The organism is Actinopolyspora sabaoui, assembly GCF_051225635.1.
GTDB lineage: Bacteria > Actinomycetota > Actinomycetes > Mycobacteriales > Pseudonocardiaceae > Actinopolyspora.
In genome coordinates, this window is sequence record NZ_JBMIHH010000003.1 from 1 (window position 1) to 16,251 (window position 16,251).

Consider the following 16,251-nt stretch of genomic DNA (forward strand, 5'->3'; position numbering starts at 1 on the left):
TTTTATTGTTTTTGGGGCGGGCGGGGGGGGGGGGCGACAAACCATTCCCATTACAGATCTCGCCGCTTGTCTCCCACACCCTAAGAACTCATAACAAAACTGGTTTGTGTGGCTAGAGTGGGGTTGGTGCTGATCATGATCTCGTTGACCGTTGTATGCTGCGACAACGCCGCGCCGACATCCACGAGCCCTCAACTCCCCACTTACCTCCTCCAGTACCGCCGCGTCCAACAGTTCTGTTAGGAGTTCCAACTCCGCCGAGCGGTTCTCAATCCTCGTTGTTCATTCTCGCCCGGCGAAGCGATCTTCAACGGCCCCACTGCCCTACCGAGATGGCTCGCCTGGCGGTTGGCGCGGAAACCACGGACGACGCTCACTGTCACCTGCTGATCGCGCCTCGGACCCGTCCTCGGTATTCCCTCCGGTTCGAGACGCTCCAGGAGAGCCTGCACCGCGGCGCCGGACAGCACCGTGATCCGCTCATGCGGATCCTCACGTCCAGTGGTTGCCAGTGGGTAGAGCTGACCGCAAGAGGCAACGAACAGCTCGGCGATCTCCTTGGGCTCCGTTACGGGAATGCCCCCGTGGGCCCACTTCGGAAAACAGTCCGGCGCTCAGATCCCCCCAGTTCTGGTAGGACACCACGGGTCGACTGCCGAAGCCGATCTCGGCCGCGCTGCGGGTACACGCCCGCAACGGCGAATAGTTACGCAGCGCTGCCCGGCCCGGTGGGACACGTCGATGGCACTCGCCTGTTCGTCGATGACCGCTGGGGCCAGTCCCTCCTTGGAGGAGAAGCGGAAATACATGGTCCCTTCATGGCTCCGGCGCGTTCGAGGATCGCGAAAACGGGTGCCCCTTCGTAACCATGGGTGGCCATCACCTCGGCGTCCGCGTGCAGGACCGCTTCCTTCGTTCGCCCCGCACGCTCCTGCTTGAGCATGGACTCCCCTGAACGGGTCGATCCCCCGGCACTTTCGGGAAACCCTTTCCCATGATCAGTGCAACTCATGTGCAGACATCAATCCAACCGTGCGGTACTTTTCTGTGTAGTTAACCACTGCGCATCGGGAGTCTGGGCCGATCGGGCGTGCCGAGTGCACAGGTTCCACGACGACTTCCGAGCCGCCTGCGCTGTCGAGCTTCTCCTTGCCCCGCTCCACTTTCCCGCCGCTGCGCTTCACCGAATTGACGGATTCTTGAGAAAATCAGTGTTGAGCTTCTCGACAGCGGTTGTGACGCTGAGGCCAGTACACCGTGGAACGAGTCTTACGGACTCTGTTCCAACACTTCTACAGGGCCGGCGGACCGGCCGGGAGCGCGTACAGCGGCTCGGAGAGTGGGACGGGTGTGCGCATCGTCGTTCCGGATCAGGAGGCTCCGTTGGGAACCCAAGGGTATGCCGACGCTGTCGGTGAGGCACTGCAACGTTTGGAAGGCCTCGGCTACGAGCGCGGTACGAACGGGGATCTGGCCAACCACGGCCCGATGGGCGCCGAAGCCTTGGCGGTTCTCGGGTTCGGTGAGGCGGTCTCGAGTTGGGTCGAGGGGTACAAGCAGGCGATGCCACACCACGAGCCTCCGGCTCCCCGGTTCGACATCGACCCTTCCGACGAGTCCTCGTGGCGGGAAGCCCTCGGCCAATTCCACCGTGCCGGGGACTGGGAACGACTCTTCTGGCGTGAGCTCCGCGAAGAGCCCTGGCAACGGGTGCTCGGGCGGTGGTGGCCCCGCTTGCTTCCCGGGCTGATGGCGGGACTGACTCACGGACTGATCCGCACCGCCCACGCCACTCGCTCGGTGGCCGCCGCCGAACCCCCGAGCGATCTGGCACTGACAGAGTTGGCACGAGGTCTGGCGTACTGGGCGGCCCGTTACACGGGCTTACCCGGCGACGCCAGGTTGATCGGAAAGCACCGTCCTGCGGAGGCCGTGGCAAGACTGCCTCGGCCGGAGGCCGAAGGCGTGATCACTCCTCCGATGGCCGCGGAACGGCTGCGGCGCGTTCGACTGCAGGACGACGAGGAGTTCCCCGGATACTTCGAGGCGTTGGACGACATCGCGCCGAACGGTGCGCAGTGGTTGCTGAGCGAGATGACCTCGACATTCGCAGGTGTTTACCTCGCTCATCCGGAAATTCTGCCCATTCCGCTCATTCACGGCGTGACCGCACCGGCCGCGATCAGGTTGGTACTTCCGTACCTGCCCTCCGAACAGCACGGTCCTACGGTGGCCACCATGTGGCAAGTCCATGTCGCACTGTTGATGGCTTTTACCAGTGATGCTTCACCCGAGCGTCATAGTCTGGACACCGCGCGCGCCTTGGAACTTCCCTCCGGGCCACAGCTGCTGGTCGGCGCGATGGAGCACGGAGACGAGCACGTCATCAAGTTCGCGGAAGCGTGCCAGCGTGAGTACGCCCTCCGCCCCGATCCGCGCTACCCGGCGGCGGCCTTCGCCGCCCAACAGCGGATCGCGGTACTCGGACGGTAACTGATGCGGACAGTGAGCCGAACCCGCACGCACGTATCGGGGCGGTTGGGAGCGACACAAGACACACTCGGGGCGGAAAATTGTCCAAGGAAGTGACCAACGTTCCGGCGAGCGGGGAGCAGGAGCGGGCGCAACCCCACGACGAGGTGGGCGGGGAGCGGCGAAAACGCTCGTGGGCGATGTTCGCCTCACTGCGGGTCAGGAACTTCCGACTCTACGCAGGAGGACAGGTCGTCTCCCTGCTCGGGACGTGGATCCAACGTATCGCCCAGGACTGGCTGGTGCTGGAGATCTCCGGCGGCAGTCCGGTGGCACTCGGCGTGGCAGTGGCTCTGCAGTTCCTGCCGATGCCGCTGCTGACGCTGTGGGCGGGAGTGCTGGCCGACCGTCTCGACAAACGACGACTACTGATGTCGTTGCAGTACGGGATCGGCGGCTGCGCACTGGTGCTGGGGACACTGGATCTGACCGAGATCGTCCAGCTCTGGCAGGTCTACGTACTGTGCTTCGGGCTCGGTTGCTGCGGAGCCCTGGAAATGCCGGTACGGCAGTCATTCGTGATGGAGATGGTCGGACAGGAGCAGGTCGGAAACGCTGTCGCGCTGAATTCCATGATCGTGAACTCCTGCCGGGTGGTGGGCCCTGCCATCGCCGGATACCTCATCACCCTCATCGGAACAGGATGGTTGTTCCTCTTCAATGCGCTCAGCCTCGTAGCGGTACTCGCGACGCTGGCCACTATGGACCAAGATGGGATACGCAGCGACAGCGACGGCTCCCGAAGACGCGGGCAGTTCGTCGAAGGGATTCGCTACGTACGTCATCGCGGCGAACTGATGCTGGTGCTACTGCTGGTCTGCTGCATCGGCACGTTCGGAACAACGTTCAACACCTCACTGGCGGTGATGGCCGAAAAAGTGTTCCTGCTCGGTTCGGACGGTTTCGGACTGCTGCACACCATGCTTGCCATCGGAACACTGAGCGGGGCCGCACTGGCCGCTTGGCGCAGTGGTCGAAGCAGGCCGCGACTACGCCTGTTGGTGGGCAGCGCCCTGGCCTTCGGAGTGTTGGAGATACTGGCTGCGCTGGCACCAGACCCGGGGACATTCGGAGCAACGCTGATCGCCGTCGGGGCGGCGCAGATGACGTTCATCCTGACGGCGAACAACACCATCCAACTTTCGGTCGAGTCCGCGCTACGCGGTCGAGTGATGGCGTTGTACATGCTTTTACTACTAGGAGGCACTCCGATCGGGAGTACCCTGGCGGGCTGGACCGCCGAGCACCTGGACGCCCGCTCACCACTGCTGATCGGTGGTGGTCTCTCGGTTCTTGCTGCCGTTTTCTGCGCGGCGATGCTGACGATGCGCTCCGACAGCTCGACTAGAACGGCACAGCGCGGAGAACGCGCGAAGTGAGCACGGTGCCCGGACGGGTTGCCCGGACACCCGCCGGTCCGAGCACGAAAACCTCGAGCGGGCATGTTGCCGAGTGGGCCCTGCGAGAGCGATCGATTCGGTGCAAGTGACCGGCCCACCCCGGCAACGTCGTTCCAATGCGCCACTCGGAAATTCCACCGATCGGTCCGGTGAACAACGCGGGACGGCACTCGAGATTTCCACGAGCTTGCCGCACCCGGATGGACGTACCGAGGCTTCGACCGTGTTCCGGGCGTTCGGGAAAAGGCTGCGCTGATGTCCTCATGCATCGCACCGAAGATCGCGCTCGCCGAGCCGTGTCCCACGGAAAAACTCGTTCGTGCCAAGCGACGAGGCTCCGCGCCAATTTCAACCACGGGAAACCGCGGCACACCGCCCAGAGGCACGAGGGCGGCGGGGGCAAGCGCGGCACTTGTCGTCGCTGCGGGGAAGAGCGGTGAACGCATCGGCAGCAACACGGATTCCGGCCCGAGTTCCTGAAACTGGCACCAGCGCCTGCGCGAACAGCCATGGGCTCGGCCCCGACGGCAGGAACGGACCGCAGCACCACACGCGCTACGAAGCGAGGCGGTTTCCGCTACTCCTTCATGAGCAGCGGGCTCCACCGCAGCGAGCAAGAATACCGGGAGACCGGTTTCTCATTGAAAACCGCATAGATGGTTTGTATGCTGGTCCCGCTGAGGGGCAACAGCTTGAACACGCAGAGAACTCCGATGTCAACCAGACAGGAACGACGCGAATGCGGGAGCCAATGATGCATCTGCTTGTGACGGAGAGTGAAAAAAACGCAGCAGCATCCATAGTCGACGGCCTGCGCAACCACGGTCACGAAGCGGTGGCTGTCCACACTGGTAACCAGGCGCTCGAGGCATACCAGGAAGCGGACCTCGTATTGCTCGACCTGGAGCTTTGGGACATGGATGGACTGGAGGTCTGCCGCAACATCAGAACGGCCTCAGATATACCGATCATCGCTTTTACCCGATGCAGCACGGAATCGGACAAGATTCTCGGGCTACAGGCCGGTTCGGACGACTGCCTGAGCAAACCGTACGGCTTCCGGGAACTGTTGGCTCGGATCGACGCGGTCATGCGACGTGTGAACACGGCAAGCCCCAAGTCCTACCTGGTCCGAGGCCCCTTGGAGATCGACGTCTCAACAAGGGAGGTCAGAGTGGACAACCAGCCGGTAAAGCTGACCAGGAAGGAGTTCGAACTGCTCCACTACCTGGCCAGCAGACCAAGCGCCGTGATTTCACGACAGAAACTGATGGCCGAGATCTGGGGAGACCCTGTCGCGGACACCATGGGCACCAGGGTCAGCCGCACCATCGACACGCACATGAACACGCTGCGGAACAAGCTGGGATCCAGCGACTGGATCCGCACCGTTCGCGGAGTCGGCTTCCAGTTCGAGGCAGAGCGGAAGAAGCAACACGCGGCGTTGTGATCGGACGAAGGCCACTGCACGGCACAGGGCCGAAACGAACACAGCGGCACTCCACGGTGGTCACCTGCCCCACCCGGGAGGATTCGGCAATCTCCTCCGACCGGCCGGAACCGTACGATACGACGGGTTCCTCCGCGTGCCGGTGCGACTGAAAGCGGTCATGGCCACTTCGGGACGGTTCGGGCCAACGACGGTCCCGGACGAGCACGATCGCAGCAACCGGCTCGCCGTCGATCGTTACCGCGGAAAATGGCCACTCCGCGGCGTACACGGCTGGAACCGAATGAGCGTCCGAGCGGTACCGCCAGGATGATGCGGACCCCGCCCCTGTCCGATCGTTTCGAGCGATTCGGCCCACTGCAGCTCATCGACGGTTCCAACCGGCCACCGTCGGACACGAGCCCGAGGCCGATGATCCGGAGAGTCCAGCCCTGAGGAGAGCTTCGGACCAGGTGCATCAGTCACCCGGAACGGGACATCCGCGGGGCGCCCTGCAGGCCACACGACACCGCCAGCCGCACGTGCACCCGAAACACCGTAACAGCAAGATTTCTGACAAAGATTTTTAGATTCCAAACACAGAGTTTGCACAATCGCGATTTTTGTTTTTTGACACAGTATTGTACTTCTGTTAACAATTCGGGGCTTGCTTTGCCGCCAAAATCGAAATAACATGGCAATCGACTTCCGAGGGAACACGTAAACGGCACATCCCCCCGGATCTGTTTCCCACGAAGCCGGACTACGGGCAGAAAACCGATCGACGGAGTCTTTACAGAAAATTGAGCACGAGCCCTCGACGGATCGATTGACATCGGCAGCGAAGCGGGCGAAAATTTTCGCACCCGCGAGAAATAACAACCTCGAAACGAGGCAGCAGACCGGATCGGGTATCCCTCGAAACAAAAACCAGATCACGACGTCGTAACGAATTGAGTATTTCGATTCTTTCCCGCCTACGGCGACTATCGAGTCGGTTGAGCCACGTTGCCACGATTCCATGCTGTTCAACACTTCACGAGGAGAGGTACATGGACGCACCAGCCATAGTGGTCGGCGCCGGACCGGCCGGACTCATGCTCGCCGGTGAGCTACGTCTCGCGGGAGTAGACGTCATTGTCGTCGAACGACTCGAGAAACCCACCGGCGAATCCCGTGGACTTGGTTTCACGTCACGAACCATGGAAGTGTTCGACCAGCGGGGACTGCTGCCGCGGTTCGGTGAGATCGAAACCAGCAATCAGGGGCATTTCGGCGGTATCCCGGTTGATTTCGGCGTTCTCGAGGGTGCTCACCAGGCCGCCAAGACCATCCCGCAGTCCACCACGGAATCGGTACTCGAGGACTGGGCGCGCGAGCTGGGAGCCGACATTCGCCGCGGAAACGAACTCGTCTCGTTCCAGGACGAGGAGAACGAGGTATCCGTCACGGTTCGTTCCCCGGATGGTGAGCAGACTCTGCGCACCGGCTGGCTTGTCGGTTGCGACGGTGGTAGAAGCACTGTCCGGAAGGCAGCGGGATTCGATTTTCCCGGAACCGCGGCCACGATGGAAATGTTCCTGGCCGATCTGCGCGGTGTCGATCTGGAACCACGAATGATCGGGGAATCGCTTCCCGGCGGCATGGTTATGGTGGGGCAGCTGCCCGGAGGAGTGACGCGGATCATCGTCTGCGAGCGTGACAGGCCCCCGCAGCGTCGCAGCGAGTCGCCTCCGTTCGCCGAGGTCGCCGATGCCTGGAAGAGATTGACCGGCATCGACATCTCTCACGCCGAACCGGTGTGGGTCAGCGCGTTCGGGGACGCCACCCGTCAGGTGACCGAGTACCGCCGTGGCCGGGTACTGCTCTCCGGCGATGCCGCACACATCCACCTCCCCGCCGGGGGCCAGGGCATGAACGCCAGCATCCAGGACTCGGTCAATCTCGGCTGGAAGCTCGGTGCCGTGATCGGTGGTACCGCTCCGCTTGAGCTGCTGGACACCTATCACGACGAGCGGCACGCGGTGGGACGACGCCTGTTGATGAACACCCAGGCCCAGGGATTGCTGTTTCTCAGTGGTCCGGAGATGCAGCCGCTGCGGGACGTCTTCTCCGAACTGGTCCAGTACGACGAGGTCAGCCGCTACTTCGCCGCGATGGTCAGCGGCCTGGACATCCGCTACGACATCGGGAACGGCAGCCATCCCCTGCTCGGGTTACGCATGCCGCGATTGGAACTGACAAGGAACGGTAGCCGTACCAGCAGCACGGAGCTGCTGCACCGAGGACGCGGGATTCTGCTCGACCTCACCGACAACTCGGTGCTCCGCAATCGGGCCTCGGGCTGGGCCGACCGCATCGACGTCGTTACCGCGACCTCGGACGAACTGTCGGACGACAGTCCGCTGGCCTCCACTACGGCGATTCTCATCCGGCCAGACGGCTACGTCGCCTGGGCGGCTCCGGGCAGTCACCACGACCTGCCCACGGCGCTGGATCGCTGGTTCGGCCCAGCCAGGTAAGTCACGGACAAGGAGAAACAGGATGCACAGCACGTTGATCGTGGCTCGGATGGAGCCACAGTCCGCGGAAGAGGTCGCCGAACTCTTCTCCGCGTTCGACGAGAGCGACATGCCGCACCGGATGGGAACTCGCCGGCGCCAGCTTTTCACCTACAGGGGACTTTACTTCCACTTGCAGGACTTCGACTCGGACGACGGTGGTGAACGGATCGAGTCGGCCAAGAACGACCAGCGATTCGTGGATATCAGCGAGAATCTCAAGCCCCACATCAACGCCTACGACCCTTCCACCTGGCGCTCGCCGAAGGACGCGATGGCCGAGCGCTTCTACCACTGGAGCGCGCTGTGACCGAGGGACGTGTAGCGATTACCGGAATCGGGGTGACCGCGCCGGGCGCGGTGGGCACCAAGAACTTCTGGAGTCTGTTGAGCGACGGCCGCACCGCCACGCGGCGCATCAGCTTCTTCGACCCTTCCGATTTCCGTTCCCAGTGCGCGGCCGAGGTCGACTTCGATCCGAAGCAGGCCGGGCTAACCCCACAGGAAACCAGGCGCATGGATCGGGCAGCGCAGTTCGCGGTCGTCACGGCACGAGAAGCGGCGGCGGACAGCGGACTTCCGTTCTCCGACGTGGATCCGTATCGCATCGGCGTGACCATCGGCAGTGCCGTCGGAGCGACCACGGGTCTGGACTGGGAGTACCGCACCGTCAGTGATGGCGGACGACTGAAACTGGTCGACCACGAGTACGCGGTCCCACATCTGTACAACTACTTCGTTCCCAGCTCGTTCACCGCGGAAGTCGCCGGAGCACTGAGTGCGCGGGGTCCCAGCACTGTGGTGTCGACCGGGTGCACGTCGGGGCTCGACGCCGTCGGCCATGCCACGGAACTGATCCGGGAGGGCTCCGCCGACGTGATGATCGCTGGGGCAACCGACGCCCCCATCTCGCCGATCACGGTCGCCTGCTTCGACGCGATCAAGGCGACAACCCCACGCAACGACGATCCCGAGCACGCCTCACGTCCCTTCGACGGGACGCGCAGCGGATTCGTGCTGGGCGAGGGCGCCGCGGTATTCGTACTGGAGGACTTGGAAAGTGCCAGGAGCCGCGGTGCTCATGTCTACGCCGAGATCGCAGGCTATGCCTCCCGGTGCAACGCCTACCACATGACCGGTCTGCGTTCCGACGGTCGGGAGATGGCAGAGGCGATACGGGTCGCCACCGACGAGGCACGAATGGCACCGGAACGGATCGATTACGTCAACGCGCACGGCTCGGGCACCAAGCAGAACGACCGGCACGAAACCGCCGCCTTTAAGCGCAGCCTCGGCGAGCACGCATATCGCGTACCGGTGAGTTCGATCAAGTCGATGGTCGGCCACTCGCTGGGTGCCATCGGGTCGATCGAGGTGGCCGCTTCCGCGTTGGCCATCGAGCACGACGTGGTTCCGCCGACCGCCAACCTGCACACGTCCGACCCGGAGTGCGATCTGGATTACGTGCCGCTTGCAGCGCGTGAGCACCCAACCGACGCCGTCTTGTCGGTGGGGAGCGGCTTCGGCGGATTTCAGAGCGCCATGGTGCTCACCAGCCCGGAAAGGAGTGGGGCATGACCGGCAGGAACAGTAGTGTCGTCGTGACCGGCCTGGGAATCGCGGCACCCAACGGGCTCGGGAACCGAAACTATTGGGAATCCGTCTGCGACGGTGTATCCGGTATAGGACGAATTTCCCACTTCGATCCGTCGCAGTATCCCTCCCGACTCGCGGGCGAGGTGGAGGGATTCGTCCCGGAGGAACACCTCACCAGCAGAATCATCTCGCAAACCGATCGTATGACGCAGCTGGCTCTGGTGGGGACCGACTGCGCTTTCGCCGACGCGAGAACACAACCGAGCGAGTTCGACGAGTACGAGATGGGGGTGGTGACCGCCAGCTCGTCCGGTGGTTTCGAGTTCGGTGAGAACGAACTGCGAAATCTCTGGAGCCAGGGAGGGCAATACGTCAGCGCGTACCAATCCTTCGCCTGGTTCTACGCAGTAAACAGCGGGCAGATCTCGATCCGCAACGGCATGCGCGGCCCCAGCGGTGTGGTCGTCAGTGACCAGGCCGGGGGACTGGACGCCATCGCCCAGGCAAGACGCCAGATCCGCAAGGGCACGCGGATGATCGTCTCGGGTGGTATCGACGCCTCGCTGTGCCCGTGGGGTTGGACCGCTCAGCTGACCAGCCGGAGGCTGAGCACCAGCAGCGACCCGAATCGGGCGTACCTCCCCTTCGACGCGGAAGCCGCGGGACACGTGCCCGGCGAAGGCGGGGCGCTGGTCATCATGGAGGAACTCGCCAGCGCCCACGAGCGACGTGCGCCGAACATCTACGGCGAGATCTCCGGGTACGCAGCCACAATCGACCCCAGAGGCGGGGCGGAGAGCGCGACCAGTCTGCAGAAAGCGATCGAGCAGGCACTCCGTAACGCGGACGCGGATCCTGCCGAGATTGACGTCGTGTTCGCCGACGCGGCCGCTGTGCCCGAACTGGACCGGGCAGAGGCCGAGGCCCTCACCAAGGTGTTCGGTGTCCGCGGAGTCCCGGTAACCGCCCCGAAGACGATGACCGGACGACTCGGTTCCGGGGCCGCCTCGCTGGACGTTGCCACTGCTTTCCTCTCGATGCGGGATGGTGTCATTCCTCCGACGCCGAATGTCCGCATCGCCGACGAATACGACATCGACCTGGTGTCGGAAAAACGCGAGCCGAGGGCGGGTGTCCGTAACTGTCTGGTGATCGCCCGAGGAATCGGCGGCTTCAACTCCGCAGTGGTCCTGCGGGATTCAAACCAGTCCTCCGGACGGTGAATTCCGGAAACAACAATATTCACAACAATTAGGAGATTCCGAATGTCGACCACCGAATTCACAGTCGAAGACCTGAAGCGGATCCTTCGTGAGGCAGCCGGCAGCGGCGACGGTGTCAGTCTCGACGGCGACATACTCGACATCGACTTCGAGGTGCTCGGCTACGACTCGTTGGCCCTACTCGAAACCGGCGGGCGCATCGAGCGGGAATACGAGATCTCGCTCGACGAATCCGCGATCAGCGAAGCGGAGACACCCCGCGCCTTGGTCGAAGCCGTCAACAACGACCTGGGGCTGGCACAGGCAGACCCGGTCTCCTGACCGCGGTACTCGCAAATCCCGCACCAGCCGCTGCCGCCGCAGGTCGCGGCAGCGGCATCCCGCAGCAACCGTTCCACGGGAGTAGGCATGACACAGCAGGAACAACGGACCGCGATCGTCACCGGGGGAACCAGCGGCATCGGCCTTTCGTCGACCAAATTGCTGGCTCGGCAGAACCACCAGGTGTTCATCTGTGCTCGCGACCAGGAGAACTTGTCCGCGACGCTCAAAGAACTCCGGCAGGAGGGGCTGAACGTAGACGGCGCCACGTGCGATGTGCGCTCGGCCGAGGACGTGAACAGCTTGGTGCGGCAGGCGGTGGACCGTTTCGGGGAGATCGACGTGCTGGTCAACAACGCCGGGCGTTCCGGCGGTGGGGTGACGGCGGATATCGCCGACGAACTGTGGTTCGACGTCGTCGAGACCAATCTGAACAGTGTGTTCCGGATGACTCGTGAGGTGCTCAACACCGGCGGCATGCGGCACAAGAGCTGGGGACGGATCGTCAACATCGCCTCCACCGCGGGCAAGCAGGGCGTGGTGCTGGGCGCTCCCTACTCGGCCTCCAAACACGGTGTGGTCGGGCTGACCAAAGCACTGGGCAAGGAACTCGCCCAGACGGGCATCACCGTGAACGCGGTCTGCCCCGGCTACGTGGAGACCCCGATGGCCGAGCGAGTGCGGCAGGGTTACGCGGCCGCGTACGACACCACCGAGGAACAGGTCCTGACCCAGTTCCAGGCCAAGATTCCGCTCGGCCGGTACTCGACCCCTGACGAGGTCGCCGGGCTGGTCGGATACCTGGTTACCGACACCGCGGCTTCCATCACGGCACAAGCGCTCAACGTCTGTGGCGCTCTCGGCAACTTCTGATCTCATCCGCAGGAGAGGACTCCCCCATGACCAAACGTGAAGTCGAGCACGAGATCACCGTCGATGCCCCGGCTGCCGAGGTGTACCGGCTGATCGCGGAAGTGGAGAACTGGCCGCAGATCTTCCCTCCGTCGGTGCACGTCGACTACGCCGACCGCGGTGAGACCGAGGAACGCATTCGGATATGGGCGACCGCCAACGGCGCGACGAAGAACTGGATCTCGAAGCGCGTCCTCGATCCGAAGAACATGTCGATCTCCTTCCGCCAGGAGACCCCGGCACATCCGGTCGCCGAGATGGGCGGTACGTGGATCATCGAACAGCGGAGCGAGCGCTCCTCGCTGGTGCGGCTGCTGCACGACTACCGGGCAGTCGACGACGATCAAGAGCACCTGGAGTGGATCGACCAAGCCGTTGACCGCAACAGTCATTCGGAACTGGCTTCGTTGAAGGAGAACGTCGAACTCGCCACCAACGAGGACCTGTACATGTCCTTCGAGGACAGCATGGACATAAGCGGGTCGGCAAAGGACGTCTACGACTTCCTCAACGAGGCCCGATTGTGGGAGGAACGGCTTCCCCACGTGGCCACGGTGAACATGACCGAGGATTCACCCGGTGTGCAGTCGCTGCGCATGGACACCAGGACGAAGGACGGTTCGACGCACACCACCGAGTCCGTACGGGTCTGTTTCCCGGATCACAAGATCACTTACAAGCAAACGACCGTTCCGCCGCTGATGACGGTGCACACCGGCTGCTGGACGGTCGAGGAGAACGAAAACGGCACAACAACCGCGACGTCACAGCACACCGTTGTGATCAACGCGGACAACATTGCCGGAATCCTCGGTGATGACGCCGGAGTCGCCGAAGCACGCACGTTCATCAGGAACGCGCTGGGCGGCAACAGCAGGGCGACCCTGGGGTACGCCAAGGAACACGCGGAAGCACGGCGCTAGAACAATGGCCACGTACGTCAATCAGCGAACGGACGAGTCGGACGCGGACGTCGTGATCGTTGGTGCCGGTCCGGTCGGGCTGTTCCTCGCCTGCGAACTGCGGGCCCACGGAACGGAAGTCACCGTTCTGGAGCAGCTAACCGAGCCCACTACCGAGTCGCGGGCCTCCACACTGCACGCGCGCACCATGGAGCTGTTCGACGAGCGTGGGTTACTCGAAGAGTTGGGCCCACCCCCGTCGGGCGGGGCCGGCCACTTCGGTGGCATCCCGCTCGACCTGACAGCCGCAGCTCCGGAAAACCCCCACTCGGGGCAGTGGAAGGCACCACAGACCCGCATCGAGGCGGTGCTGCAGGAGCGCGCCATCGCCATGGGCGCGAGGATAAGGCGTGGCCACCGGGTTGACGGAGTCGTCGATCGCTCGGACCACGTGGATGTCGAAGTGAGGGGTCCCGACGGGGATGAGGTGCGGTTCCGCCCGTCCTACCTGGTCGGTTGCGACGGGGAGCGGAGCACGGTACGACGCCTCACGGGGTTCGACTTCCCCGGAAGCTCGGCGACCAAGGAACTGCTCCGCGCCGATGTCGAGGCCATCGACATTCCCAACCGGCGATTCGAACGGCATCCGAACGGACTGGCGATCGCTTCGCGCGGTCCGGACGGGATCACTCGCGTCATGGTGCACGAGTACGGCCGCGAACCCGAGCACCGTGGAACGGAACCCGACTTCGAGGAGGTGGTGCAAGCCTGGTGGCGGGTCACCGGCGAGGACATCAGCACCGGGGTGCCCGTTTGGCTAAATGCCTTCGGCAACGCCAACCGCCAGGTGAACCACTATCGACTGGGACGGGTGCTGCTCGCCGGGGACGCGGCTCACGTGCAGTTGCCCACCGGTGGACAGGCCATCAACCTCGGTCTGCAGGACGCCGCCGACCTCGGTGGGAAGTTGGCGGCGCAGTTCGTCGGGAACCCCGACCCGGCCCTGCTGGACTCCTATCACGAGACCAGGCATCCGGTCGGGAAACGTGCCCTGACGAACATCGAGGCACAGGCGCAGCTGCTGCTCGGCGGGCCCGAGGTCGAAGCCCTGCGCGAGGTCGTCGGCGAACTCATGGAGCTGGGGACGGCGCGTCGTCATCTGGCAACCATGATCAGTGGACTGGACACCCCTTACCCGACCCGAGAGACGCGACAACGGCGCGCCCCGGAATCGAGACCTTCCAGACAGAGGAGCACCGCAATGGGCAAACTCAGCGAAAAGACCGCACTCGTAACGGGATCCAGTCGAGGAATCGGCCGGGCGACCGCGATTCTGCTGGCTCGGGAGGGCGCACTGGTCGCCGTGCATTGCGCGAACAACCGTACGGCAGCGGACGAGGTCGTGGCCGAGATCGAGAAGGAAGGAGGGCGCGCGTTCGCCGTCCAGGCCGAGCTCGGTGTACCCGGCGACATCCACGAGCTCTTCCTCGCGCTGGAGCACGGACTGAAGGAACGTACCGGCAGTACCGACCTGAACATCCTGGTCAACAATGCCGGTGTTATGGGTGGTGTGGCTCCCGAGGAACTCACCTCCGAGCAGTTCGATCGGCTCTACACCGTCAATGCCAAGGCACCGTTCTTCATCGTCCAGCGCGCGTTGGAGAACATGCCCGACGGCGGTCGCATCATCAACATCTCCTCCGGGCTCACCAAGTTCGCGAACCCGCAGGAGGTCGCGTACGCGATGACCAAGGGTGCGGTCGATCAGATCACGCTGCACTACGCCAAACACCTGGGCAGCCGCGGTATCACCGTCAACAGTGTGGGCCCCGGCATCACCAACAACGGCACCGAGGTGTTCGACATCCCCGAGGCCGTGGAGCAGATGGCAGCGCTGTCGGTGTTCAACCGTGTGGGTGAGGGAGACGATGTCGCGTCAGCCGTGGCGTTCCTCGCCAGTGACGATGCTCGCTGGATCACCGGCTCCTACATCGACGCCAGCGGGGGAACGCTGCTGGGGGGTTGATTCGGCCCCGCCGGTCTCCCAGCGGACGGGCCGGCCAAGGCCTCGCACCCCGGCCGGCCCCTTCCCGAATCCCGACAACCTCGACATTCGCAAGGAACAGACATGAAGGGTGCAACCGAAATGGTTACCAAACTCACCCCTCGGTCGGTCACGAAAGGAGGCTGGGACGCGCGGCTGTGGACGCTGCTCTTCGTGCTCTCCGGGAACATGCTCATCGATGCGCTCGAAGTCTCGGTGGTCTTGCCCGCTCTTCCCGCTATAGCCGACGATTTCGAGCTGCCGCTGTGGCAGGTTCAGCTGGTGATGAGTGGGTTCGCGCTCGGGTTCGGCTCGCTCCTGCTGCTGGGGCCGCGGGTGACCGCGTACTGGGGCAAGCGCCGGGTGTATCTGATCGCGCTGCTCGTCTTCGCCGCCGCCTCGTTGATCGGTGGATGGACCACCAGCTGGACAGTACTCGTGCTGACCCGAATCGTGAAGGGCACGTGCGCCGCTCTCACCGCACCGGTGGGGCTGGCGATCATCAACGCGACCTTCTCCGAAGGACCGGACCAGCGGCGCGCGGTTTCGTTCTACTCCATGTTCGGGGCCGCTGGTTTCACCGGAGGATTGGCGTTGGCCGCGGCGCTGAACACACTGAGCTGGCGTTGGCTGTTCGTGGTTCCGGCACTGGCAGCCCTGGTGCTGGCACCGTTCGCGGCACGAGTGATCCCCGCACAGGCCCCCGCTCGGATTCGCCCGCCCGGGAACGGACCTTCATCGAGGGTCAACGGACCACTGGTCCGCTCGGCCGTCGGCGCGGCGGTGCTCAACGGGACGTATCTGAGCACGCTGTTGTTACTGACCTTCGAACTACGCGGTTACTGGGACTGGGACAGATGGCAGGTCGCGCTGGCATTTCTGCCCGCTTGCCTGCCACTGGCGTTGTCCTCCCCATTCACGGGAAGGATAGTCGAACGATTCGGCACCAGGTCGTTGATAGCCCTCGGGGCGATGGTCGCGACAGCGGGATACGCGTTCCGCCTGACTCCGTTCGCCGCTGAGTCCTACTCGGTCGGAGTGCTACCCACGTTGCTGCTCGTCGGAGCCGGCTTCGTCCTCTCGTTCGGTGCGCTGAACATGCGGGCCACTTCCCGAGTATCTCCGCAGGGCCGGGAACGAGCGGTTGCCATGTACCAAAGTGCGGTGCAGTTCTCGGCCGTAATCATGTTGTCCCTGGTAACGGTAGTGCTGACGGTGTCCGAGCAGGACCGCCCGGCTCTGCTGCTCATTACAGCTGTCGGAGTCGTCGGTGTGCTCGTCGCGATAACCGGACGGGGATCCGACGAGGCAACACGACAAGAAGGGTGATC

The 16,251-nt window shown here is 63.7% G+C and carries 12 protein-coding genes; all 12 read left to right on the forward strand.

Annotation, left to right across the window (positions count from 1 at the left end; all coding sequences use genetic code 11):
- The first annotated feature begins 1,383 nt into the window (after nt 1–1,383).
- Nucleotides 1,384–2,493 (forward strand): questin oxidase family protein, encoded by a 1,110-nt coding sequence (locus ACOQFL_RS05165; RefSeq protein ID WP_435542936.1) that lies wholly within the window; start codon nt 1,384–1,386, stop codon nt 2,491–2,493.
- Nucleotides 2,494–2,573: 80 nt separating this feature from the next.
- Nucleotides 2,574–3,911, forward strand: a complete 1,338-nt coding sequence (locus ACOQFL_RS05170) for an MFS transporter (RefSeq protein ID WP_435542937.1) — start codon at nt 2,574–2,576, stop codon at nt 3,909–3,911.
- 772 nt (nt 3,912–4,683) lie between these two features.
- The gene (locus ACOQFL_RS05175; protein ID WP_435542938.1) at nt 4,684–5,382 is read left to right on the forward strand and encodes a response regulator transcription factor; all 699 of its coding nucleotides are present in this window, start codon (nt 4,684–4,686) and stop codon (nt 5,380–5,382) included.
- Between the two features lie 1,031 nt (nt 5,383–6,413).
- Complete coding sequence (locus tag ACOQFL_RS05180; RefSeq protein WP_435542939.1) at nt 6,414–7,883, forward strand: FAD-dependent monooxygenase; 1,470 nt, start codon at nt 6,414–6,416, stop codon at nt 7,881–7,883.
- Nucleotides 7,884–7,905: 22 nt separating this feature from the next.
- The gene (locus tag ACOQFL_RS05185; protein WP_092627512.1) at nt 7,906–8,232 is read left to right on the forward strand and encodes a TcmI family type II polyketide cyclase; all 327 of its coding nucleotides are present in this window, start codon (nt 7,906–7,908) and stop codon (nt 8,230–8,232) included.
- Entirely contained in the window at nt 8,229–9,500 is a 1,272-nt protein-coding gene (locus tag ACOQFL_RS05190) for a beta-ketoacyl-[acyl-carrier-protein] synthase family protein (protein WP_435542940.1), read from the forward strand. The genes ACOQFL_RS05185 and ACOQFL_RS05190 overlap by 4 nt, the downstream gene beginning before the upstream one ends.
- Nucleotides 9,497–10,741 carry a ketosynthase chain-length factor gene (locus ACOQFL_RS05195; protein WP_435542941.1) on the forward strand — a complete coding sequence of 415 codons (1,245 nt, stop codon included), beginning with the start codon at nt 9,497–9,499 and terminating at the stop codon, nt 10,739–10,741. The genes ACOQFL_RS05190 and ACOQFL_RS05195 overlap by 4 nt, the downstream gene beginning before the upstream one ends.
- A gap of 42 nt (nt 10,742–10,783) precedes the next feature.
- On the forward strand, nt 10,784–11,062 hold the full coding sequence (locus ACOQFL_RS05200; protein WP_092627509.1) for an acyl carrier protein: 279 nt from the start codon (nt 10,784–10,786) through the stop codon (nt 11,060–11,062).
- A gap of 87 nt (nt 11,063–11,149) precedes the next feature.
- Complete coding sequence (gene fabG, locus ACOQFL_RS05205; RefSeq protein WP_435542942.1) at nt 11,150–11,935, forward strand: 3-oxoacyl-ACP reductase FabG; 786 nt, start codon at nt 11,150–11,152, stop codon at nt 11,933–11,935.
- Between the two features lie 26 nt (nt 11,936–11,961).
- The gene (locus tag ACOQFL_RS05210; RefSeq protein ID WP_435542943.1) at nt 11,962–12,897 is read left to right on the forward strand and encodes an aromatase/cyclase; all 936 of its coding nucleotides are present in this window, start codon (nt 11,962–11,964) and stop codon (nt 12,895–12,897) included.
- Between the two features lie 4 nt (nt 12,898–12,901).
- Nucleotides 12,902–14,902: an SDR family oxidoreductase gene (locus tag ACOQFL_RS05215; protein ID WP_435542944.1), complete on the forward strand. Its 2,001-nt coding sequence runs from the start codon at nt 12,902–12,904 to the stop codon at nt 14,900–14,902.
- Between the two features lie 102 nt (nt 14,903–15,004).
- Nucleotides 15,005–16,249, forward strand: coding sequence for an MFS transporter (locus ACOQFL_RS05220; protein WP_435542945.1), 1,245 nt, complete (start codon nt 15,005–15,007; stop codon nt 16,247–16,249).
- Nucleotides 16,250–16,251 lie beyond the last annotated feature (2 nt).

What these genes read in the sequence shown, in the direction of transcription:
- ACOQFL_RS05195 (WP_435542941.1), top strand. Translation starts at nt 9,497, where the DNA reads ATGACCGGCAGGAACAGTAGTGTCGTCGTGACCGGCCTGGGAATCGCG.
- fabG (WP_435542942.1), top strand. Translation starts at nt 11,150, where the DNA reads ATGACACAGCAGGAACAACGGACCGCGATCGTCACCGGGGGAACCAGC.
- ACOQFL_RS05200 (WP_092627509.1), top strand. Translation starts at nt 10,784, where the DNA reads ATGTCGACCACCGAATTCACAGTCGAAGACCTGAAGCGGATCCTTCGT.
- ACOQFL_RS05220 (WP_435542945.1), top strand. Translation starts at nt 15,005, where the DNA reads ATGAAGGGTGCAACCGAAATGGTTACCAAACTCACCCCTCGGTCGGTC.
- ACOQFL_RS05210 (WP_435542943.1), top strand. Translation starts at nt 11,962, where the DNA reads ATGACCAAACGTGAAGTCGAGCACGAGATCACCGTCGATGCCCCGGCT.
- ACOQFL_RS05215 (WP_435542944.1), top strand. Translation starts at nt 12,902, where the DNA reads ATGGCCACGTACGTCAATCAGCGAACGGACGAGTCGGACGCGGACGTC.
- ACOQFL_RS05180 (WP_435542939.1), top strand. Translation starts at nt 6,414, where the DNA reads ATGGACGCACCAGCCATAGTGGTCGGCGCCGGACCGGCCGGACTCATG.
- ACOQFL_RS05185 (WP_092627512.1), top strand. Translation starts at nt 7,906, where the DNA reads ATGCACAGCACGTTGATCGTGGCTCGGATGGAGCCACAGTCCGCGGAA.
- ACOQFL_RS05175 (WP_435542938.1), top strand. Translation starts at nt 4,684, where the DNA reads ATGATGCATCTGCTTGTGACGGAGAGTGAAAAAAACGCAGCAGCATCC.